The 21,920-nt window shown below is 46.6% G+C and carries 23 protein-coding genes; 15 read left to right on the plus strand and 8 right to left on the minus strand.

Features of this window, described 5'->3' with window-relative positions:
• Positions 1-9 precede the first annotated feature (9 nt).
• Positions 10-1,668 carry a dihydroxy-acid dehydratase gene (ilvD, locus tag H528_RS0101310; RefSeq protein ID WP_022852552.1) on the minus strand — a complete coding sequence of 553 codons (1,659 nt, stop codon included), beginning with the start codon at positions 1,666-1,668 and terminating at the stop codon, positions 10-12.
• A gap of 121 nt (positions 1,669-1,789) precedes the next feature.
• Here ilvD and H528_RS0101315 point away from each other — a divergent pair, with 121 nt between their 5' ends.
• From H528_RS0101315 to H528_RS0101350, 8 genes are read left to right on the plus strand one after another with little or no spacing between them, the layout of a single operon-like run.
• The gene (locus tag H528_RS0101315; RefSeq protein ID WP_022852553.1) at positions 1,790-2,014 is read left to right on the plus strand and encodes a NifU family protein; all 225 of its coding nucleotides are present in this window, start codon (positions 1,790-1,792) and stop codon (positions 2,012-2,014) included.
• Positions 2,015-2,024: 10 nt separating this feature from the next.
• A complete protein-coding gene (gene rpoZ, locus H528_RS0101320; RefSeq protein WP_022852554.1) occupies positions 2,025-2,294 on the plus strand; it encodes a DNA-directed RNA polymerase subunit omega in 270 nt (89 codons plus the stop codon).
• Positions 2,291-3,397: a molecular chaperone DnaJ gene (gene dnaJ, locus H528_RS0101325; RefSeq protein ID WP_022852555.1), complete on the plus strand. Its 1,107-nt coding sequence runs from the start codon at positions 2,291-2,293 to the stop codon at positions 3,395-3,397. The genes rpoZ and dnaJ overlap by 4 nt, the downstream gene beginning before the upstream one ends.
• Positions 3,394-3,870, plus strand: a complete 477-nt coding sequence (gene moaC, locus H528_RS0101330; protein WP_022852556.1) for a cyclic pyranopterin monophosphate synthase MoaC — start codon at positions 3,394-3,396, stop codon at positions 3,868-3,870. The genes dnaJ and moaC overlap by 4 nt, the downstream gene beginning before the upstream one ends.
• A gap of 12 nt (positions 3,871-3,882) precedes the next feature.
• Positions 3,883-4,245: an RNA polymerase-binding protein DksA gene (gene dksA, locus H528_RS0101335; protein ID WP_022852557.1), complete on the plus strand. Its 363-nt coding sequence runs from the start codon at positions 3,883-3,885 to the stop codon at positions 4,243-4,245.
• Positions 4,245-6,377 carry a glycoside hydrolase family 57 protein gene (locus tag H528_RS0101340; RefSeq protein ID WP_022852558.1) on the plus strand — a complete coding sequence of 711 codons (2,133 nt, stop codon included), beginning with the start codon at positions 4,245-4,247 and terminating at the stop codon, positions 6,375-6,377. The genes dksA and H528_RS0101340 overlap by 1 nt, the downstream gene beginning before the upstream one ends.
• A 15-nt stretch (positions 6,378-6,392) precedes the next feature.
• Positions 6,393-7,427 carry a galactose-1-phosphate uridylyltransferase gene (gene galT / locus H528_RS0101345; protein WP_022852559.1) on the plus strand — a complete coding sequence of 345 codons (1,035 nt, stop codon included), beginning with the start codon at positions 6,393-6,395 and terminating at the stop codon, positions 7,425-7,427.
• Positions 7,417-7,788, plus strand: a complete 372-nt coding sequence (locus H528_RS0101350; RefSeq protein ID WP_022852560.1) for a response regulator — start codon at positions 7,417-7,419, stop codon at positions 7,786-7,788. The genes galT and H528_RS0101350 overlap by 11 nt, the downstream gene beginning before the upstream one ends.
• A gap of 14 nt (positions 7,789-7,802) precedes the next feature.
• Here the strand turns inward: H528_RS0101350 and H528_RS0101355 are convergent, their stop codons facing one another.
• Genes H528_RS0101355 through H528_RS12130 form a run of 3 tightly spaced genes read right to left on the minus strand, consistent with a single transcriptional unit; the run spans position 7,803 to position 9,825 of the window.
• The gene (locus H528_RS0101355; RefSeq protein ID WP_022852561.1) at positions 7,803-8,765 is read right to left on the minus strand and encodes an SDR family oxidoreductase; all 963 of its coding nucleotides are present in this window, start codon (positions 8,763-8,765) and stop codon (positions 7,803-7,805) included.
• Positions 8,766-8,776: 11 nt separating this feature from the next.
• Positions 8,777-8,893, minus strand: coding sequence for a helix-turn-helix domain-containing protein (locus tag H528_RS14805; protein ID WP_084677618.1), 117 nt, complete (start codon positions 8,891-8,893; stop codon positions 8,777-8,779).
• The gene (locus tag H528_RS12130; RefSeq protein ID WP_051132459.1) at positions 8,890-9,825 is read right to left on the minus strand and encodes a sigma-54 interaction domain-containing protein; all 936 of its coding nucleotides are present in this window, start codon (positions 9,823-9,825) and stop codon (positions 8,890-8,892) included. Before H528_RS12130 ends, H528_RS14805 begins: the two co-directional genes overlap by 4 nt.
• Before the next feature lie 69 nt (positions 9,826-9,894).
• Here H528_RS12130 and H528_RS0101365 point away from each other — a divergent pair, with 69 nt between their 5' ends.
• The 3 genes from H528_RS0101365 to H528_RS12135 all read left to right on the plus strand — a co-directional run bounded on the left by H528_RS0101365 (position 9,895) and on the right by H528_RS12135 (position 12,963).
• Positions 9,895-10,752, plus strand: a complete 858-nt coding sequence (locus H528_RS0101365) for a purine-nucleoside phosphorylase (protein ID WP_022852562.1) — start codon at positions 9,895-9,897, stop codon at positions 10,750-10,752.
• Position 10,753: 1 nt separating this feature from the next.
• Entirely contained in the window at positions 10,754-12,235 is a 1,482-nt protein-coding gene (locus H528_RS0101370; RefSeq protein ID WP_022852563.1) for an Rne/Rng family ribonuclease, read from the plus strand.
• 80 nt (positions 12,236-12,315) lie between these two features.
• Positions 12,316-12,963, plus strand: coding sequence for a MarC family protein (locus tag H528_RS12135; RefSeq protein ID WP_022852564.1), 648 nt, complete (start codon positions 12,316-12,318; stop codon positions 12,961-12,963).
• On the opposite strand, the gene H528_RS12140 is transcribed toward H528_RS12135, so the two are convergent.
• Both H528_RS12140 and H528_RS0101385 read right to left on the minus strand, forming a co-directional pair.
• Entirely contained in the window at positions 12,930-13,598 is a 669-nt protein-coding gene (locus H528_RS12140; protein WP_022852565.1) for a HesA/MoeB/ThiF family protein, read from the minus strand. The two genes, H528_RS12135 and H528_RS12140, sit on opposite strands and share 34 nt — an antisense overlap.
• Entirely contained in the window at positions 13,595-13,888 is a 294-nt protein-coding gene (locus H528_RS0101385; RefSeq protein WP_033396090.1) for a ubiquitin-like small modifier protein 1, read from the minus strand. The genes H528_RS12140 and H528_RS0101385 overlap by 4 nt, the downstream gene beginning before the upstream one ends.
• Positions 13,889-13,958: 70 nt before the next feature.
• Between H528_RS0101385 and H528_RS0101390 the strand changes: the two genes are divergently transcribed.
• From H528_RS0101390 to H528_RS0101405, 4 genes are read left to right on the plus strand one after another with little or no spacing between them, the layout of a single operon-like run.
• Positions 13,959-15,146, plus strand: coding sequence for a pyridoxal phosphate-dependent aminotransferase (locus tag H528_RS0101390; RefSeq protein ID WP_022852567.1), 1,188 nt, complete (start codon positions 13,959-13,961; stop codon positions 15,144-15,146).
• Positions 15,147-15,154: 8 nt separating this feature from the next.
• Positions 15,155-16,420: a phenylacetate--CoA ligase family protein gene (locus tag H528_RS0101395; protein ID WP_022852568.1), complete on the plus strand. Its 1,266-nt coding sequence runs from the start codon at positions 15,155-15,157 to the stop codon at positions 16,418-16,420.
• On the plus strand, positions 16,398-17,372 hold the full coding sequence (locus H528_RS12145; protein WP_022852569.1) for a tRNA dihydrouridine synthase: 975 nt from the start codon (positions 16,398-16,400) through the stop codon (positions 17,370-17,372). Before H528_RS0101395 ends, H528_RS12145 begins: the two co-directional genes overlap by 23 nt.
• A gap of 9 nt (positions 17,373-17,381) precedes the next feature.
• Complete coding sequence (locus H528_RS0101405; RefSeq protein WP_022852570.1) at positions 17,382-18,542, plus strand: HDOD domain-containing protein; 1,161 nt, start codon at positions 17,382-17,384, stop codon at positions 18,540-18,542.
• Here H528_RS0101405 and H528_RS0101410 read toward each other — a convergent pair.
• Both H528_RS0101410 and H528_RS0101415 read right to left on the minus strand, forming a co-directional pair.
• A complete protein-coding gene (locus tag H528_RS0101410; RefSeq protein ID WP_033396062.1) occupies positions 18,525-21,023 on the minus strand; it encodes a TIGR03960 family B12-binding radical SAM protein in 2,499 nt (832 codons plus the stop codon). The two genes, H528_RS0101405 and H528_RS0101410, sit on opposite strands and share 18 nt — an antisense overlap.
• Before the next feature lie 38 nt (positions 21,024-21,061).
• On the minus strand, positions 21,062-21,841 hold the full coding sequence (locus H528_RS0101415) for a 50S ribosomal protein L11 methyltransferase (RefSeq protein WP_022852572.1): 780 nt from the start codon (positions 21,839-21,841) through the stop codon (positions 21,062-21,064).
• Between the last annotated feature and the right edge of the window lie 79 nt (positions 21,842-21,920).

Below are 21,920 nucleotides of genomic sequence, written 5' to 3' on the forward strand. Positions count from 1 at the left end.
CCAAAAGCCCTAATCCAAAAGAATAGCGCCTTTGGCTGCTGAGGTTACCAGCTTGGCATAACGCGCCAGCACGCCGCTTACTTTTTTCTTCTTGGGCTTCAGTTTTTTACGTCTTTTCTCAAGTTCCCCTTCAGAGACTTTCAGCGTAAGACGCCTATTGGGGATGTCTATTTCTATCAAGTCTCCTTCTTCTACCAGGGCGATTGGGCCACCTTCTGCGGCCTCAGGGGAAATATGCCCCACACAGGCCCCCTGGGTGCCGCCACTGAAGCGGCCATCTGTTAAAAGCGCAACCGAACGCCCAAGCCCCATGCCAATGATAGCAGAGGTGGGCGAAAGCATCTCCCTCATTCCTGGGCCGCCTTTAGGGCCTTCATAACAAATCACCACCACGTCGCCTTCTTTGATCTTTTTAGAAAGAATGGCCTCATAGGCGTCTTCTTCTGATTCAAAAACACGGGCAGGGCCCTCGTGGTAAAGCATCTCCGGGGCCACCGCACTTGCCTTAACCACTGAGCCCTCAGGGGCAAGATTTCCCCACAAAATAGCAATACCACCTTCGGGACGATACGGCTGGTCTATGGGCCTAATGACTTCGTAGTTCAAAACTTTTACGCCTTTTAAATTCTGGCCAAGGGTGTTTCCGGTTACAGTTTTGACCTTTTTATTGATAAGCCCGGCCTTGGCAAGTTCGGACAGCACTGCCGGAATGCCGCCTGCTTCATTTAGTTCTGCTACGCTGTGCGGCCCCCCGGGGATCAATGAACAAAGGCAAGGGGTCTTGCGCGAGATTTCATCAAAGACTTTGAGGGAAAGATCAAGCCCCGCCTCATGGGCAATAGCCGGAAGATGCAAAACCGTGTTAGTAGAACACCCTAAGGCCATGTCAACTGCTATGGCATTTTTAAAAGCGGCCTCGGTGGCGATTTTGCGCGGAGTAAGTTTTTTCTTAAGGAGCTCCATGACTTTTTGACCTGCTTTTTTTGCAAGTCTAATGCGTGCAGAACTAACGGCAGGGATGGTGCCGTTTCCAGGAAGGGCGAGCCCTAGGGCCTCAGAAAGACAATTCATAGAGTTTGCCGTAAACATCCCGGCACATGAACCACAGGTAGGACAGGCCACGTCTTCAAGCTCGCATAGTTCCTCTTCGCTCATTTCACCTCTTTTAACTTTACCTATGGCTTCAAAAACCGTGATGAGATTAACTTTTTGACCTTTGTAAGAACCGGTGAGCATTGGCCCGCCAGAGACAAGAATAGCAGGGATGTCAAGACGAAGCGCTGCCATGAGCATAGCCGGGACGATTTTATCGCAATTTGGAACAAGAACCAGGGCGTCAAAGGCATGGGCGCGCGCCATGATTTCGATGGAGTCTGCAATTATCTCACGGGAGACCAAAGAATAGCGCATACCTTCATGATTCATAGCAATACCATCACAGACCCCGATGACCCCGAATTCCATAGGAGTGCCCCCTGCCATGCGCACCCCTGCTTTAACAGCGTCAACTATTTGCCGCAAATGGACATGGCCTGGAATTATTTCGTTAAAGGAATTGACCACACCAACTAAGGGCCGTGAAAGTTCGTCGTCGGTATAGCCTGAGGCCTTAAGCAGGGAACGATGAGGGGCACGCTCAAGCCCCTTTTTCACCTTATCGCTTTGCATAAATTCCCTCCAAAAGTTTTTTCTTTAGATAACACAGAGAAAGCAAAGACAACAAGTAGTGCTCCCTTGGCATTCGTTTTTTAGGTGGTTAAAATGCGCGGGAAAGAAAGAGGAGGGAATCATGCGTGAAGAAGTAGAAAAGGCCTTACAAAAAATTCGCCCTATGCTACAGGCTGATGGTGGAGATGTCGAATTAGTAGAAGTAACCGATGACGGAATTGTGAAGTTAAAGCTTCAGGGGGCCTGCAAAGGATGTCCCATGTCAACCTACACTTTGAAAATGGGGATTGAACGTTTTCTCAAAAAAGAAGTCCCTGAAGTAAAATCTGTAGAAGAAGTATCATAAGGAGGCCTTTATGGCACGTGTTACCGTTGAGGATTGTTTGCAGCAGGTACCTAGCCGCTTTCGTCTGATTCATCTCGCCATTAAACGCATTAAGCAATTACGTAAGGGGGCCAAACCCCTGGTTGAGTGCGACAACAAAGAAATTGTCTGTGCATTAAGAGAAATTGCCGCTGGCAAAGTCACCTGGGAAAATATCGAACAACTAGAAAAAGAAACCGAAGAACTTTCCCTGGGTGATTTTTTAGACCTTGCCAAATTAGCTGAAGAAAAGACAAAGTGAACGAAAAAGATTACTACCAAATTTTAGGAGTCTCGCGAAACGCGAGCCAGGAAGAAATAAAAAAGGCTTATAGGCGTCTTGCGCGCAAATACCACCCTGACCTCCATCAGGGGGACAAAGAAGCTGAAGAGCGTTTTAAACAAATATCTGAGGCTTACGAAGTCCTTTCCGACCCTGAGAAACGGGCTATTTATGACGCTAGGGGGCACCGGGGCCTTCATGAGCGTGGCTACGAAGGCTTCTCGGATGTCGAAGACATCTTCAGCACCTTTTCTGATATTTTCGAAGAATTTTTCGGGATTCGTTTTGGTGGTGGCAGCCGCCAGAGAAGACGTCCCCGCCGGGGAGCTGATCTTTCCTACGAAATAACCGTAAGCCTTGAAGACGTTTATTTTAGCCGTGAAATCCCCTTTGAGATAGAACGCTACGAAGAGTGCGCAGCCTGCCAGGGCACAGGTCTTGCCCCTGGAGCCACACCGCAATATTGCCCAACCTGCAAAGGCCGCGGCCATGTAGTGCACTCAGAAGGATTTTTCAGGCTTTCCACCACCTGCCCGACCTGTCACGGAGCAGGCACTTTGATAACTGACCCGTGTCCAGCCTGTAAGGGTGAAGGGCGGGTCCGCAAAAAAAAGAAACTTAAAATACGCATTCCCGCAGGTATTGAAGACGGTGCGGTTATCAAGATTGCCGGTGAAGGTGAGGCAGGAATTTTTGGTGGCCCCCCAGGGGACCTTTACCTCAAAGTCCACGTTTTAGAGCATGAAATCTTTAAAAGAGAAGGCCAAAATCTCGTTTTGGAAGTGCCCATCTCTGTGATTGACGCCATCCTTGGCACTGAGCTTGAAATTCCCACTATGGAAGAAGAAGTAAAGGTTAAAATCCCCCCGGGAGTTCAACCAGATGACACCCTTGCCCTGGAAGAAAAGGGCCTGCCTGACTGGCGAAGCGGAAAACGCGGAGATCTCATCTTACGCTTTAAAGTAGAAATCCCAAAAGATTTAACCCGCCGTCAGGTTGAATTACTGAAAGAATTCCAAGAAATAGAAAAAGAAAAGCGCCAGGGTTTTTTCAAAAAGCTATGGAAATCTGTTAAAAAATGAACCCTTTTTCCCACTTAACCGAAGATGGCAAGGCCAAGATGGTGGATGTTTCCGAGAAACTTCCCACCGCCCGCGAAGCTATTGCCAGAGGTAAAGTCATTTTAGGAGAAAAAGTTTTTCAGAAAGTAGTTGATAAATCGCTACCCAAGGGTGACCTTTTTGCTACGGCAAGAATCGCTGGGATTATGGCCGCCAAAAAGACCTCAGAGCTCATTCCCCTTTGTCATCCCCTACCCCTTAGCAAAGTGGAAGTCGATTTTTCGCTTTTACCAGAGGAAAAAAGCATTTTGGTAGAAAGTCGGGCCAAGACAGTTGCGCAAACTGGCGTTGAGATGGAAGCTCTTACCGCGGTTAGTGTGGCTGCCCTTACGATTTATGACATGTGCAAAGGAATCGATAAGTCTATAAAGATAACTGACATTCGACTGGTCAAGAAAACTGGCGGCAAAAGTGGCACGGTAATTCTCGAATAAATAGGAGGAGCTATGGAACCTGAGAAGCTTGAATATTTCCGCAAACTGCTACTGGAAAAAAAAGAACGTCTCATAAAAGAGGCCATGAAAACTGTGGGAGAGTTAGTTGACAATCCTGAAAGATTACCCGATCCAACAGACCAGGCCACCTTTGAAAGCGACAAGGGTTTTGAACTAAGAATACGGGACCGTGAGCGCAAACTCATCAAAAAAATAGACAAGGCGCTTAAGAGAATAGAAGAAGGCACTTACGGTATTTGTGAGGCCTGTGGCGAAGATATTGACGAAAAACGCCTCAAGGCCCGCCCAGAGGCCTCTTTATGTATTCACTGTAAGCGAGAACAAGAACGCCTTGAAAAACTGCGTGGCGACTGATGTCAAAACTCTATTTGGCCTTTTTATGGCACATGCACCAGCCCTTTTACTATGATTGGGAAAAGGGCTGGTTATCGCTTCCATGGGTAAGACTGCATGCGGTAAAGGCCTACTTTGATCTTCCCTTTATTTTATCTTCCTACCCCGAAACCAAAAGCAATTTCAATCTAGTTCCAAGCCTTTTCGAACAGATTCTTTATTACGAAGAAGGAAAACAGGATCTTTTTTTAAAACTTTCTTTAAAACCTGCTGCGGAACTCGATTTTGAGGAAAAAAGCTTCATTTTAAAGTACTTTTTTAGCTGCCACTGGGATACCCTTATTTATCCTTTTCCACGCTATCATGAACTTTTAATTAAACGCCGCAGTGATAAGCCCCAGGACATCGAAAAGGCTTTGGAAGAATTTAGCACCCAAGATTTCCTTGATCTTCAAGTTTGGTTTAACCTTACCTGGATAGGTTTTGGCCACGAAAACCACCCCGTAGTTAGCGAACTAAAGACCAAGGGGCGCCATTTTACCGAAGACGAAAAAAAAGCCCTTCTGGAACTTCACCTTGAAATCCTAAAAAAGATCATTCCGCTTTACCGCAAGCTTCAGACAAAGGGCCAAATAGAAATCACCTTTACTCCTTATTTTCACCCGATTCTTCCCCTGATAATAGACACAGACCTTGCCAGGAGAAACCTGCCTCAGGCCCCACTTCCACCGCGTTTTCAGCATCCTGAAGACGCATCTCTCCAAATAAAAGAAGGTATAAGTTTCCACGAAAGGCTTTTTGGCGTAAAGCCTAAAGGGATGTGGCCCTCTGAGGGATCGGTATGTCCAGAGCTAATCCCCATTGCTGCTCAAGCAGGTGTTTCCTGGATGGCAAGTGATGAAGAAGTACTTTACCGCAGCCTGGGCCGCAGTGGCCCCCAAGTCCTCCTAAAACCTTATCGGGCCCTTTTTGAAGAAAACGAAGTAGCCATGATATTTAGACACCACGAACTCTCAGACAGAATTGGCTTTGTTTATCGCGGGGTCTCTCCTGATGAGGCGGCAGACGATCTTATCAAGACTGCCAAAGGCCTTGCTAAAGCAAGTGGGCTTAAAGAGCCTCTTTTGGTCCTTATCCTTGATGGCGAAAATCCCTGGGAGTATTACCCGGACGGAGGCAGGGATTTTCTTGGCAGGCTTTTTGAAAAAATTTCTGCTGATGAAGAAATAGTAAGCGTAACTGTCTCTGAATATCTAGAAAATTTTCCTCCGCAAGAAGCAATAACAAACCTTTACACAGGCTCTTGGATTAACGCTAACTTTGACATCTGGATTGGCCATGAAGAAGAAAACAGGGCCTGGGAACTCCTTGCCCGCACGAGAAGCATAATAGATGATCCCAATGCTATTTCTCCCGAAGCCAAAAAGGCCCTTTTAGCTGCAGAGGGAAGCGATTGGTTTTGGTGGTATGGGGAACACTTCACCAGTCTTTTTGATACCGAGTTTGACCGCCTTTTTCGAAACCACTTGCGCCAGGTATTCCTTGCCCTGGGCAAAGAGCCTTTAATCGACCTTTCCTTTCCTATTAAACGTGCAAAAGCCATTGAACCAGAAGAGCCACCGGTGGCTTTTATAAAACCGGTTATCGATGGTCGGGAAACATATTTCTTTGAATGGATTGGTGCAGGGCGCTTTGTGCCTGCCACGGTAGGTGAAGCCATGTATCTTGGCGAAAGCCTTATACTGGCTCTTTATTTTGGCTTTAACCTTGAAAATTTCTATTTAAGACTTGATTTTAAACAAAAAATCCTTGATCATCTTTCAGAAGAGGTAGTGGTTAAAACTATTTTGGCAGGCGGCAAGCATAAGGTAGAAATACAGTTTAAACCCAAGGCCAAAGATATCTCAAAAACTTTTATCCTAGCCAGAGGGCCTTTTAGGCTTTATGGAAAAGACGCCGGAGATATTTCTTTTCAGGAAATATTAGAACTAGCCATACCCTTTGAAAATTTGGGATTCGTAAAGGGAGAAAAGGTAAACTTTTACCTTGAGATTTTTGAAAACGGGCTTTTACGGGAACGTATTCCTCGCAGTGGCAATCTCACATTTACGGTTCCTGACGAAAATTTCGAACAGGTAATGTGGTCAGTATAAATAAAGGAGGCATAAATGCCCGAATTAAGAAGAGACCCCATAGTTGGCCGCTGGGTTATTATTGCCAAAGAAAGAGCCAAGCGTCCGCACGATTTTATAGTTCCTGAAGAGAAGGTCAAAGGTGGTTTCTGCCCTCTTTGTCCGGGGCACGAATACACCACCCCCCCAGAGGTCCTGGCCTACGGCCGCCCACCTGGAGCACCACCCAATAGCCCTGGCTGGACCCTGCGAGTGGTTCCCAACAAGTTTCCAGCGCTCCGCATCGAAGGTGATCTATGGAAAGAAGGCGAAGGCCTTTATGACAAAATGAACGGAGTGGGCGCCCATGAGGTAATCATTGAGACCCCGCACCACCACGAGACTTTATCTACCATGCCCCCTGACCGCCTGGTTCAGGTCTTTTGGGCCTATCGAGACCGTATGGTAGATCTTTCCCGGGATCCTCGCTTTCGCTACGTTATCATCTTCAAGAATCACGGTCGTGCAGCGGGTGCTTCCCTTGAGCATGCCCATTCACAGCTCATAGCCCTACCCATTGTGCCACTTTTGGTCTCGCAAGAGTTAAAAGGCGCCAAGATTCATTACGATTACAAGGAACGCTGCATTTTTTGCGACATAATCCGCCAGGAACTCCAAACCGGTAACAGAGTCATTTGTGAAAACCACGAATTCGTTGCTATTTGCGCCTTTGCCCCGCGCCAGCCCTTTGAAATGTGGATACTTCCCAAAAGGCACCATTCTGATTTCCGCACCATTGACGACGCCCAGTTCCGTGCTTTGGCAGACATTTTCTCAGAGGTATTGCGAAGGCTTGAGGCTGCTATTCCGCGCTGCCCTTACAATTTTGTGCTTCATACCGCGCCTCTTCGCGAGCCCTATCTGGAACATTATCACTGGCACTTTGAGATTCTGCCCAAACTAACTCAAATTGCTGGCTTTGAATGGGGTACGGGGTTTTACATCACGCCTACGGCCCCGGAAGACGCTGCCCGTTTCTTAAGAGAAATTAACCTCTCTGAGACCGAAGGAGGGAAAGAAAATGCCGGATAAACCTAAAATTTTAGTAGTTGATGACGAAGAAAGTATCCATCTCCTTTATCGCGAGGAACTCACCGAAGAAGGCTATGACGTTATCTCAGCTTTAAACGGCCCTGAAGCACTAGAGCTGGTAGAGAAGGAATCTCCAGACCTCGTAGTCTTAGACATAAACATGCCCGGAATGGACGGACTCGAAGTTTTGCGGATTATTAAAGAAAAACACCCGCACCTTCCGGTAATTCTTTGCTCAGCATATCCGGAATTCAAACAGGATTTAAGCTCCTGGGCCTCAGAAGACTACATCGTCAAGTCTTTTGACCTCACGGAGCTAAAAGAGTCCATCAAGAAAAATCTTGCTAAAAAACAAGCCTAAAGGCATAAGAGGGCTTAAGTCGCCTCTTGGTACCACGAAATTGTGCGACGAAGGCCCTCTTCTAAACTCGTCAAATCATCAAGCCCAAGTAATTCTTGAGCTTTGGTAATATCAGCCAAAGAATGGCGCACATCTCCAGGGCGGGCTTTTTCGTAGCGGGGCTCTATATCCTTGCCGATAATTTTTGCTATTAGGCGGTAAAGCTCGTTTACCGAGACCGCTTTCCCACCAGCAATGTTTATCACCTGGCCAACGGCGCCACTTCCTGCCTTGCAGGCTAAGAGATTGGCACGCACCACGTCTGCCACGTAGATAAAATCGCGGGTTTGTTCCCCATCACCAAAAATAATTGGGGTTTCGTCCCTTAAAAGCGCGGTGATAAATTTGGGGATAACCGCAGCGTACTGGGATTTTGGATCTTGCCTTGGGCCAAAGACGTTGAAATAACGCAGGACAACCGTCTCAAGCCCATAAAGCGCAGGGAAGATCTGGCAAAAATACTCACCGGCAAGCTTTGTTACCGCATAAGGCGAAAGGGGCATAGGTAGCATGTCTTCTTTTTTTGGGATAGGGTTCTCCTCGCCGCTGTCTCCGTAAGCTGAAGAAGAACCGGCATAGACAAGGCGTTTGACCCCTGCCTTAGCAGCTGCACGCAAAACATTAAGCGTTCCTTCGGTGTTGACTTTCTGGTAGGTTTCGGGGTCTTCTACCGAAGCAGGCACCGAGCCAAGGGCTGCTTCGTGAAACACGTAATCAACCCCCTGGCAGGCCTGGTAACACGTATTGAAATCGCGAATGTCTCCTTCTATAAGGGTAAAACGTGCCTTTGCACCGGAAATATCTGCTACAAAACGCAAGTTATCCCGAGAAGCATTGGCAAAATTATCAAGCACCCGGACTTTGTGGCCCTCTTTGAGGAGATATTCGGCAATATTGGAACCAATAAACCCCGCACCGCCGGTAACTAAAAATTCCATAAATTCCCCCGTTAAAGACCCATTTCTTCGAATTCTTTGATTTTGTAAAGAAGGGCTTTGTATGAGATGCCGAGTGCTTCGGCAGCTTTCTTTTTGTTGCCTTCGGTCTGCTTAAGAACGATGTCTATGAGTTTTTTTCCACGAGAGCCACCACGCGCTTTTTTACTTCTTTTAAGGCCACCTGGCCCTGCTCAGCTCTCGCAAGCTCAAGGGAAATACGCCTGGCAAATTCGTCTCTTTCACTATAAGTAGTTTCTTCTTCCCCTAAGACCTTTGAAAAACGTAGAATTTCGCGTTCTACTTCTTCAAAATCTCCAAGGACCACCAGACGCTTGACGTAGTTTTCAAGCTCACGTACGTTCCCTGGCCAGTGATACTTCAGGAAAAGTCCAAGCAAGCGGTCAGGGAACTTAAAATCGCTCTTACCGTATTTTAGCCCGTAAATCCGGGCAAAATAATCACAAAGAAGCGGAATATCTTCTTTTCGTTCACGAAGCGGGGGAATATGAATCTTTATCACGCTTAAACGATAAAAAAGGTCCTGGCGGAAGGTGCCTTCTTCTACGTCTTTTTCAAGATTATGGTTTGTTGCGGTAATGACCCAGACATCGACTTTTATTTCGCGCTGTCCTCCAAGGCGGCAAAATTCCTGGTCCTGCAGGACCTGAAGAAGTTTTGCCTGCAAAGATAAAGGCATATCACCTATTTCATCAAGAAAGATCACGCCCCCGTTTGCCAATTCGAATTTGCCAGGTTTGGCGCGCTCAGCCCCGGTAAAAGCCCCTTTTTCGTAGCCAAATAACTCTGATTCCAGGAGATCACCGGGGATCGCGGCACAATTTACTTTGACAAAAGGCCCACGCTGGCGGTGGGAACAGGCATAAAGGGCCCTTGCCACAACTTCCTTGCCGACACCGCTTTCTCCCGATATAACAACGTTTAAATCTGTATCAGCAACATGGAGGATGAGTTCTTTGATGCGCTCGATGGCCGGACTACAACCAACAATGTTTCTTAAAGGGCCTTCCTGTTTTTCTTTAAGTTTTGGAATCGCCGCCACACCAGATACCCGTAAATTTTTGCTGGTTTATTATAAGGTGAAATATCATGTCCATGCAAGGGAGCGATTATGACGGAAAAAAAATCACTTATTAATCCAGATTACCGGCAAAAAGTAGAAATTGCCAGGGATTTTTTAGAAAAAAAGTTCCCCTATTTTCCCAAGATAGTAATGATTCTTGGGACAGGGCTTTCGGGAGCTGCTGAAGAAATAGAAAAAGATCTGGTCATCCCCTATCAAGAGATTCCCCATTTCCCGAGATCCACCGTGGAAAGCCACAAAGGCCAACTGGTAGTGGGAAAACTCTGCGGGGTGCCTATTTGTGCCTTTCAAGGACGTTTTCATTTCTACGAAGGCTATTCCACCAAGGAATTAACTTTCCCCCTACGGGTATTAAGCCTTTTAGGCACCAAATTTTTGATCATCTCAAATGCCGCAGGAGGCCTAAATCTTTCTTTTTCCCCAGGGGACCTCATGCTTATTTCTGATCACATTAACCTGATTCCCGACAATCCATTGCGCGGTGAAAATTACGACGAATGGGGCCCGCGTTTTCCCGATCTCTCGGAAGCTTACAGCAAAAGATTGCGACACCTTGCCCGTGCGGTAGCAGAAGAGATTCCTTTGCGCGAAGGTGTTTATGTGGCAGTGCCTGGACCAAGCCTTGAGACCCCTGCAGAAACCAGATTTTTGCGCCTAATTGGCGCAGACGCCGTGGGGATGTCCACGGTTCCTGAAGTGATCGTTGCCAAACACGCAGGCATGGAAATTTTGGGTATTTCGGTAATTGCCAACGTAAATGATCCGGACAATTTTTCCCCTATTTTGTTAGAAGATGTAATTGCCAACGCCCAGAAGGCAGAAAAAAAATTAGTGGGCCTGGTAAAAAGATTCTTAAAAGCGATTCCAAAAGACTGGTTGGTATAAAATGGCGGAACTACTCATAAACTACGCTCCTTACGAAACACGGGTTGCGCTGTTAGAAGACGGCTCTTTGGCGGAGTTTTATCTTGAACGCCCCAGAGAACGCGGCTGTGTGGGAAACATCTATAAAGGCCGGGTGGTGATGGTTTTACCCGGCATGCGTGCGGCTTTTATTGATATTGGCCTTGCGCGTACGGCCTTTCTTTACGGCGGAGACCTTTGCCCCAAGCTCCTTGATATGGAAGATCTTTTTGGAGAAGAAATTTCTCGCCAAAACCTTAAAGCCCCCCCAATAGAAGACGTGCTTAAGCCTGGGCAGGAAATACTTGTCCAGGTGGTAAAAGAGCCCATTGGCAACAAAGGGGCAAGGCTTACCACCAACATCACCCTTGCCGGACGCTATTTGGTTTACTTGCCCACCATGCAGCACATTGGTATTTCGCGCAAAATAAGCAACGAGGAAGAAAGAAAGAGGCTAAAAGAACTGATAGACGGGCTTAGGCCTCCCAATACCGGGTGGATTGCGCGCACCGTAGCCCTTGAGGCCCAAGAAGAAGAACTCAAGGCTGAGATGAAATTTCTTCTCTCCCTCTGGGAGGATATCCAAAAAAGGGCAAGCAGAGTCCCTGCCCCTGCCCTTATTTATGAAGACCTTGATATTAGTCTGCGCGCGGTGCGCGATCTCATGGTGCGCGAGGTCTCTTCCCTTGTAGTAGATAACCGCGAGGTTTATGAAAAGATTCTTTCTTACGTAGAACACATGGCCCCACACCTTAAAGGCTGTATCAAACTTCATGAGCCTCCACCTGACATTTTTGAAGCCTATGGCGTTGAAGTTGATTTAAAAAGACTTCTTTCACGCAAAGTCTGGCTCAAATCTGGCGGTTTCATTGTAATTGAGCCCTGTGAGGCCTTTTGTGCCATTGACGTAAACACCGGTCGCTTTGTGGGGAAAGACGATCTTGAGGAAACCGTTTTACGCACCAATCTTGAAGCAGCCAAAGAAATCGCCTACCAGTTACGCTTAAGAAACATAGGTGGGCTAATAATTATTGATTTTATCGACATGCAGCGTGCTGAAAGCCGGGAAAAAGTCTATGAGGCCCTGAAACAATATTTGAGCCGTGACCGGGCCAAAACCAACGTGCGTCCTATGTCAGAGTTTGGCGTAATAGAGATGACCAGAGAACGGCGCCGCGAAAGCCTTTATGCTCTTCTCATGGAAACATGCCCTTTCTGCCAGGGGGACGGGCTTATCAAAAGCAAACGTACCATTTGTTACGAAATTTTTAGGCGCCTTGAACGCATGGGCCCACACGTGAAAGAAAAAATCGTAGCGATAAACGTTCATCCTGAAATTGCCCAGGTGCTCACCGGAGAAGAAATCGAATTCTTGGAGGATATAGAAAAACGCTTTTCCTTTGAGGCCGAAGTGCATGAAGACCCGGAACTTCTGCCCTGGGAATTTAAATTTTTCATAAAATAGCAAAACTATTTGTAGCTTGTTTAGCTTGCCAAAACTGACAAAGGAATTAAGGTTTTGGACGAATCTTTTTGGAGTACAAAATGATAGGTTTTATCCTTCAAATATTCGGGGCCTTTTTGGCCATCATGAATCCCGTTGGGAATATTCCCATCTTCGTGGGCCTGGTAGAAGAATTTGAAGAAAAAACCCGGGTAAAAGTAGCCAAAAAATCCGTTATCTGGGCCTTTATTATTTGCAGCGTATTCATCTTTGCTGGTAATTTTATCTTTAGGTTCTACGGCATAACCCTTCCTGCCTTTCGTATTGCTGGGGGGATCCTTATTTTTCTCATTGCCTATCAATTGTTGCGTGGTAAAGCTTCACGCCAACATCATCCGGGTGAAGAAGAACACGAAGAAGCTGACCCGGACTCCATTGCCATCACTCCCCTGGCCACGCCAATTCTTGCCGGCCCAGGGACCATCACCACCGCCATGTCTTTTGCGGCCAAACGCACTAACATCTTAGAACTTTTTATTATCGAAGCAGTGTTTGGGGTAGTTTGTTTACTAACTTATATATGCTTTGTTTATGGCGAAGCTATCTCAGAAAAACTTGGCCGCACCAAAATCGGTGTTATTACAAGGCTTATGGGTTTAATCCTTGCGGTGATTGCGGTTCAAATGGTTCTTGAGGGCATAAAAGAGGCCTTTCCTTATTTAGCAAGTGGCACTATTTCAAAGCCGTAGGTCTTAAGATCAACCAGGAGCAATTTGCCCGCAAGAGTATCTTCATGTTGGCAAAGTAGCTTGGCAGTCTCATAAACCTGAAGGGCTCCAAGGACTGCACAAATAGAGAAAAAAGCCGCGGGGCTTTCGTCTTTTGCCCCTTTAAAAATCTCGGAAAGCCTTGGGGTCTTGCCGGGGACAATACTGGTTAGTTGGCCACAAACACCAGAAAGACCGGCATGTACCAAAAATTTATTTTTTTTCTGGCAAATCTCTTCCAAGACAAATCTTGATTCCCAGTTATCAAGGGCATCCACTACTCCGTTAACCTTGTTAGGAATGTCAAACTTAGGCGTGATCCTTTGTACCCAGGCATCAAGCCAGATGTCATCGCGAATGGCAAGGAGCCTTTTGCGCGCTGCACGTGCTTTAAACTCGCCAAGATCTTCAGCGGTGTAAAGGATTTGGCGGTTTAGGTCTGAATCGGAAACCCGGTCATCATCAACCAGAATAAGACCACCTATTCCTAAGCGCACCAGGCCTTCTGCTACAAAAGAACCCAAGCCTCCGAGGCCTGCTACCAAAATGGTAGAGGCCCTTAGACGGGCCATTTCTTCGTTAGTGAAAATTCCCTTTTGCCTTTCAAAGATGTTCATCCGCCAGCACCAGGAGGGAAGATAACCACCGTGTCCCCAGGAACGATCTCAGTTTCAAGACCCTCAAGATGCAAGACATTTTTACCGTTTTTCAGAATAACCACCCCGGGGCGCAACCTTTCCTGGTTCACAAGTTTTTCATATACCCCTGGATACCGTTTGTCCAGTTCTTTTATCAGATCTTTGAGTTTAAGGGAGGAATCTATCTCTATTTCACCTTCGCTTGGCCGATAGGTAAGGCGTAAAGTGCCAAAGAGTTTGAATTTAACGGGCTCATTTAGCTTTTCCATAAACATGATATTAACCTTGACGTAAGGCCACGTAAAAGGTTTAACATCAAAAAATTCTAAGGAGGTAAAAATGGCGGCTTCCCAAAAAATCAAAGAATATCTAGCAGGGGCCTCATGGATTCGCAAGATGTTTGAAGAGGGCGCAAAGCTAAAGGCGCTACACGGCGAAGAAAACGTCTGCGACTTTAGTCTCGGCAACCCAGATGTTCCCCCGCCTCCTAGCGTACAAAAAGCCTTACAAGAAATCGTAGCAGAAGACGTACCTTCCTTTCACGCTTACATGCCAAACGCAGGGTTTCCTTTTGCCCGAGAAGCCATGGCTATCAAAGTCTCAAAAGAACAAAAATATGCTGTGCCCATGGATTTTATTGTCATGACCTGTGGGGCCGCAGGGGCCTTGAACGTTATTTTTAAGGCCATCCTTGATCCAGGAGACGAAGTAATTTTCCCGGCGCCTTTTTTTGTGGAATACAAATTTTACGTGGAAAACCATCAAGGTGTGGCTAAACCAGTTGCTTCGCGCGAAGACTTTTCCCTTGACCTTAACGCCATTGAAGCAGCCATAACCCAAAAAACAAAAGCCGTGCTTATCAACTCTCCGAATAACCCCACGGGGCAACTTTATGAACTTGACGAAATAAAGGCCCTTTGCACCCTTCTTAAAGAAAAATCCGAAGAAATCGGCCATCCCATACTGCTGATCTCAGATGAGCCCTATCGGAATCTTGTCTTTGACGGCCGCGAAACACCGCCCATCTTTCCTTATTACGAACAAAGCATTGTGGTAACGAGCTTCTCAAAGGAACTTTCTCTACCTGGTGAGCGCATAGGTTTTCTGGCTTTGCATCCAGAGGCTCAGGGCAAAGAAGAACTCATGGCTGCTTTCATTCTTGCAAATCGTATTCTTGGTTTTGTAAACGCGCCTGCCATTTCCCAGCGCCTAGCTGCCAAGTGTGCTGAAGAGGTAGTTGACGTGACCATCTACGAAAGACGACGTGATCTTTTTTGCGAAGTGCTTGAAGAAGCAGGCCTTGAGTTTGTAAAACCCAAAGGGACCTTTTACGTGTTTCCTAAAACCCCCATTGACGACGTGGAGTTTTGCAAACTTCTCCAGGAAGAGTTAATCCTTGCCGTACCCGGCCGCGGCTTTGGCGGGCCAGGTCATATTAGACTTGCCTTTTGTATTGATGAAATTTTTATTGAAAAGGCGCGTGAGGGATTCAAACGCGCCGTGGCAAAGGCAAAAGAGAATAAATAGGAGGGATTATGTATCAACCAAGGCTTGAAACACTTCCTCGCGAAGAAATCGAAAAAATCCAGCTAAAACGACTTAAATGGACTCTGGCACACATAAAAGCAAACAATGCCTATTACTTTTCCCGTTTTGGAGATCTTGACCCTCATGATTTGAAAAGTATTTCAGATATTAAAGAACTTCCCTTTATCACCAAAGACGAACTGCGTGAAGCCTACCCTTTTAAGCTTGCCTGTGCCCCTAAAGAAGACTTCGTTAGGTTTCACATGTCTTCAGGCACCACGGGGACCCCGGTAATCAACCCGTACACCCGTTCAGACGTTGAACAATGGGCAGAAATCATGGCCCGCTCGCTTTCAGCAGCAACCCTTACGCACAAAGACATCTTTCAAATAACCCCGGGCTTTGGGCTGTTTAACGGGGGCTTTGGTTTTCACTACGGTGCCGAAAGAATTGGCTGTTTTGTGGTTCCTATCGGGCCAGGGCGGACCCTTATACAGCTTAAATTCATCAAAGACTTTAGTACCACAGCCATTGCGGCTATTTCTTCTTACCCCTTGCGGCTTATCGAAGTGGCCAGGGCCGAAGGTTTTGATTTCAAGGAGACCAAACTCCGCGTGGGTATCTTTGGCGCTGAAGTCTGGAGCAATGAAACCCGCAAGTTCATCGAAGAAGAAATGGGGATTGAAACCTTTGACATCATCGGCATGACGGAAACCGGCGGCGTAGGCCTTGGGATTGATTGCATAGCCCACAATGGTATTCACGTATGGGAAGATCACTACCTGGTAGAAATTGTTGATCCCGAAACCGGGGAAAGCCTTCCAGACGGAGAAGAAGGCGAACTTGTGATAACCACCCTTACCCGGGAAGGACTGCCCTTGATCCGCTACCGCACCAGAGACATCACGAGAATTGTCTCAAGAGGGCGTTGTACCTGCGGCAGAAGCATGCTTCGTTTGGCACGCATAAAGGGCCGCACGGATGATATGCTCAAGGTAAAAGGGATCAATTTTTACCCAAGACAGATTGAAGAAATTATCATGGCACATCCTGAAACGCTTCCCGATTATCTTATCCGCATTGGCAAAAAAGAAGGAAAGGACTTTATCGAAATCCTGGTTGAGAGCCGAAGCCTTGATGAAAGCTTAAAGCGCCGCCTTGAAGAAGAGATTTACAACTACCTTGGTTTTCGCGCCCAGGTAGAGCTTCTCCCTGAAGGAGAAATCCCGCGGCGCGAAGGCAAAGCCGTCCGTGTGGAAAAAATTAAAGACTAACAAAAGCGGGGCTGAGGGAAAGATCGTAGCCCTGGCCCCGCTTGCAGGCTTTACAGAAAGCGCTTTTCGCAGGCTTTGTCGGGAGCTTGGCGCAGACCTTACCTGGACAGAGCTCATTAGTGCCAATGCCATCCTGGCAAAAGGTCTTAAACTTCCAGGGCTTTACATTTCTTGTGAAGAAAGGCCTCTTAGGTTTCAGCTGCAAGGAAGCGTTGAAAAAACACTGGCACAAGCGGCAGAGCTTGTGCTCAAGGAATTAAAACCCGAGGGCCTTGATTTAAACGCCGGCTGCCCTGCCAAAAAGGTAGTAAAAACTGGGGCAGGCGCCGCACTTTTAGAAAACCTCCCCAAGCTTTTTTGCATAGCCAAAGCTCTTGCGGAAATAGCCCATGGCCATGGGGTTGATTTTTCCGTGAAATTCAGACTTGGTTTTGCAGAAGATAGGCTCGAAGCAATAGCAGAAACTTTGCTAAGCGCAGGTGTTGATATCCTTGTCCTTCATCCACGCACCGCCAAAGAAGCCTTTAAAGGAAAAGCACGCTGGGAAAGGATTCGCGACCTGGTCTCTTTGGCCCAAGGTAAAGCAAGCGTTTACGGAAGCGGCGACGTTAAAACCCTGAGAGATATTGAAAATTTTTTTGCCCTAACAAAGGCACAGGGGGTTTTGATCGGAAGGGCAGCGCTTTTTCGGCCGTGGATTTTTAAAGAATGGCATGAGCGCCAGATTTTTGACTTAAATTTTTCTGAGCGCCTGGCCCTTTTAAAAAGGCTTTACACTTACCTTTTGGCCTATCGTAATGAAAAAGACGCCTTAAGGCTTCTTAAAACCTTTGCCCCTAAGTTTTTTAAAGGCCTTCCTCTTAAACGAAAATTTCTCCCAGCCCTCCTGGCAAAAGAAAATACCGCCCTGTTCTGGAAAGAGCTTGAGTCCTGGCAAAAGTTTGTCGAATGAGAAATTAAGATGAAAGCAGAGATAGTCCGTTTAGTAAATAAATTTAAGCGCACCGCCAATCTGCCGGTGTTTGAAGAAACCGCAAAGGCTCTTTCGCAGCTTCGTGCCGAACGAGAAAAAACAGTAGAAAGAATAGTAAGGATTGTGCTTTTTGACCCAGGGCTTTGCTGCCAGGTCCTTCGTGCTGGAAATTCCGTTTTTTACAATCCCATGGGCCTTCCCATGAGAACCATTTCAAGGGCAGTGGCAATTCTTGGGTTTGAAAACCTGAGAAGTTTAGCTAGAACGTCTCCCTTCTTTAGCGCAGAGGACTTCAATAACAAATACCTGGCCCAGGAACTTGCCATTAGCATCCTTTCGGCACATTTTGCCGGAAAAGCTGCCTTAAAAAAAGGCCTTGATGGAGAGGAAGCCTATTTGGGAGCGCTTTTAAAACGTTTGGGGCGTTTGGTAATGCTTCGTTATGCTCCCGAACATTATTTGAAAATAAGAGAACTGGCCCCGCGCAAACGTAAAGAGATCTTTCATCTGGTGGGAGAAAAGCTTGCCAAACAGTGGAATCTCCCTGCAAATGTAATTGCTAATCTTGAGGGTCGTGAACTTTATATCCGCCCTAAAAGGCGCGAATATCTCTGTCTTTATGCTGATTTAGCCGCGGCAGGAATGGTGGCAGGGCATGGCCCTCGCGGCTGGCAACATCTTTTTTCAACCCCTGAGGAGATAAATGCCTGTATTCAAAACCTTGCTAAAAGCGCCAGACATTTGCCGCAGGCAGTCTTAAATGAGCTTCCTTTTGACATTGCGCCGGAAAAAATAAGCGAAGAAACCGATTTGGGGCCTTTTCTTCCTGAAGAGGCCTTAAGGCTTTGTGAGAAGTTTTTAGAAAGCCTGGGCAAAGAATTAAAAGCACAAGGGAGCCTTTTTTACCGGGAAGGGGACAAAATATTTGCCCTTGGAAACGAAGAAAAAGAAATCAAGGGGCCCTTTCAAATAGTGCTAAACGAAGATAAGATTCTTGCCAAAGATGGCAAAATCTACGTTCCCCTTTGTTTCCGAAAGGTGCCTGCTGTTTTGTTGGTATTTTTTCGTGAAAAACCCTTGAACCCAGATGAGCTTACCGGACTCAAATTCATAAAAAAAACTATCGAAAACTTACTTGAGAAGCTCTAAGGGATAGCTTTTAACAATGCGCTGAATTGGAGCGGCTGAAGGAGCACAATTAAAAAGTGCCGCCACTACTTCTTCGGCGCGCACCCCTCCTTCTCTGGGTTCAAAGAGAACGAGCTTTATTTTGTTGTCTTCTTTTTCAAGGGAAAGCACATAGGGCCGAATTTCTATTTCCTTTTCCTTTTTGCCTCGGCGGACTTTGAGCACCACGCTTCTTTTAGCCAAAAATTCTTGAATAGCATCATCGCTTATCGGTTCTGCCAGGGTTATTTCATAATGAGCTTCATCTGGCACGGTTAAGGCCTTTTTAGGCGAAGAAGGGGTAACTTCTTTTATGGCAAGCCCTTCTGGTAACTCTTTGTTAAGGCTTAGTTTTATCTCTTCTGGAGGAAGCCTTTTCACCAGTTCAAGGGCAGCCACCTCTGAGAGGCTTTCAACCCCTACCGGAAGGGCCTTGGCAAAAGAAATGCGCGGAAGGGGATGAAACCCCTCGCTAAAGGAAAGAGGAAGCCCTGCCCTCCTTGCCGCCCGGTGGAATTGTTTCATAACCTCAAGCTGGGACAAAAAGCGGCAAAGCCCAAGCTTCTGGTAAATGAGCCGGTAGGTAAAACGGCCTTCTTCTACTACGACCTTAGGCCTTATCTCTGGAACATCACAATCCTTGGCAAGAAGATTCTTGATACTTTTGAAATCACAGGCCCCGCATTTTAGACATTTTGCAAAACGGCAATCTGGAGACGTTTTTTGTAAGAGGGCACGATTGCGCTCTTCAAGCAAAAAATCCTTGGTAACACCTAAGTCGATATGTTCCCAGGGAAGAGGTAGATCTGGGTCTTTGGCAGCAAGATACTTTTCAAGATCAAGCCCAAGTTCTTTGGCAGAAGCAAGCCAGGCCTCAAAGCGAAACTCTTCGCTCCAGCCATCAAGGCGGGCGCCTTTTTCATGGGCAAGAAGAATTAGTTTGGCAAGGCGTCTGTCCCCTTTAGAGAAAACTCCTTCAAGAAAACTCTGCTCTGGTTTGTGCCACTTGAATTTGAGCCTGCGGCCAGAAAGCTTGGCCTTAAGCCAATTTAGGCGTCTTTTAGTCTCAGCAAGGCTTAGCTGGGCTTCCCATTGAAAGGCAGTGTGTGGCTTGGGCACAAAGGTTGAGACAGAAACATTGACCTGTGGCCCTCTTTTTCCTTTTATACGGGTAAGCTTGCGGGCAAGACGCACAATGCCTTCAAGGTCTTCTTGAGTCTCAGTGGGAAGGCCGATCATGAAATAAAGCTTTAAATGCTGCCAGCCAGCTTCATAGGCCATGCGGGCAGTTTCAAGGAGATCTTCTTCTTTGATATCTTTGTTAATAACCTGTCTTAGTCTTTCAGTGCCTGCTTCTGGGGCAAGGGTAAAACCTGTTTTTCTTACCTTTTTGATTTCAGCGATAATAGTTTCATTTAGGCTTCCCACCCTTAAGGAAGGAAGGGAAAGGGCCACTTTTTCCGGTAAAAAACGCTTGTTAAAAGAGACGATTAGTTCCGTTAAGCAGGAGTAATCCCCGGCAGAAAGAGAAAGAAAAGATATTTCATCCCAGCCCGTGGCAAGGAGGCCTTCTTCTGCCATCTCAAGGAGCCTTCGGGGAGTGCGCTCCCGCACCGGGCGATAAAGGCTACTTGCCTGACAAAAACGGCAGCCCCTGGTGCAACCACGGGAAATCTCTATGGCCAAACGGTCATGGGCGATCTCAGCCCACGGAACCAAAGGCCGCCAGGGGTACGGGATAAAATCAAGGTCTGGGACCACCCGTCTTTTTATCTTTTCGTAGCCGGGTTTTAAGGGAACAAGTTCCTTAAAGACTCCTTTTTCATAAATCGGCTTAAAAAAAGAAGGGACATACACCCCTGGAATCTCTGAGAGGGAATTAAGAAGCTCGGCCCGTGCTACTGCTTTTTTCCGGGCCAAGGAGACCACCTCAGCCACTTCAAGAATGGCTTCTTCAGCCTCCCCGATTATGATGGCATCGTAAAAATCAGCAACTGGTTCAGGATTTGAAACAGCAGAGCCTCCGCCAAGCACAATGGGATCAGCATCAGTTCGATTTTCAGCAAGCACCGGAATGCCTGCAAGGTCAAGGATATTTACGATATTGGTGGCGCAGAGCTCGTAGGGATAGCTAATGCCAATGAGGTCAAATTCTTTTAAGGATCTTTTGGCGGTAAGGGAAAGAAAGGGAAGCTTTTTTTTGCGGAGAAAAGCCTCAAGGTCGCGCGCAGGGGCATAGGCCCTGTCAACAAAGAAATTTTCTCTGGAAGAAAGGATCAGATAAAGGATCAAGAGCCCGATGTGGGACATGCCCACTTCGTAAAGATCCGGGAAAACAAGACATATTTTAAGGTCAGTTTCTTCAAAAGGGCGCGAAACTACATTTTTTTCCCCGCCTAGGTAGCGTGAGGGTTTGCGCACCCTGGCAATTATCTTTTCAAAACGCGCTTTCAAATCCTCCATACCGCGCAACTTAACAAATCAAACGGGGACAGGCAAAATCATCTTTTTAGAACCAGAGCTTCCCAACCATCTTTTGCCTTTGAAAACAAGGGCTGATAACCGGGATAGCTGTTAAGAAGAAACTTCTCACTTCCTAAAAGAAAACCCGAAAATACAAAAAGCCCTTCTCGATTAAGAAGGCTTTTGAGGTTAGCGCTTTCCTGCGTTAAAACGCGCAGATAAACATTTGCCAGGATAAGGTCAAACTTTCCAGATAAAGCCGCACTAGTCCCGCAAACTACGTGAATCTGTTTTGAAAGATTGTTTCGCCATACATTTGCCCGGCATTCCTTGGCAGCTTCAAAATCTATGTCCACTGCTAAGATCTGAGCTTTAGGCCAAAGCCTAGCTGCAATTATGGCAAGAATTCCGCTCCCTGTCCCGAAATCAAGGATAAGCCTGGGTTTTGGCATCTCTTGAGCTATCTTTTCAAGCAAAGAGATAACAAGAGAGGTTGTAGGGTGCAGCCCCGATCCAAAAACACCTTTAGGTTCAATGACAATGTTTTGGAAAGAAGGTTCACCAAGCCAAGAAACAGCTAGCTTTTTCGCGTTTAAATGGCAAACGAAACCTGGCCAGGGGATAGGCGTCACCAAAATGTCCTTACCAGCAAGATGGTGCAAGAGATTTTCTATATCTTCTGATGCAGCGCAAACATCTATTACCAAAATGTTGGTTTCAAGCTGCCACCATGCACAGGGTTTCAAAGAATATTTTGCTAGTACGGAAAAAATTTCTTCGCGGTTTTCTGCGGTAATCAAACGCCAATATCTTTTCATGGGGGGCAACTTAAACGGGGACAGGCAAATTTTTCAAGTTTTCTTTTTCTATTGGGAGCAAATTTTATCCGACAAAGTA

It is taken from the genome of Thermodesulfatator atlanticus DSM 21156 (genome assembly GCF_000421585.1).
In the GTDB taxonomy this organism is placed as follows: domain Bacteria; phylum Desulfobacterota; class Thermodesulfobacteria; order Thermodesulfobacteriales; family Thermodesulfatatoraceae; genus Thermodesulfatator; species Thermodesulfatator atlanticus.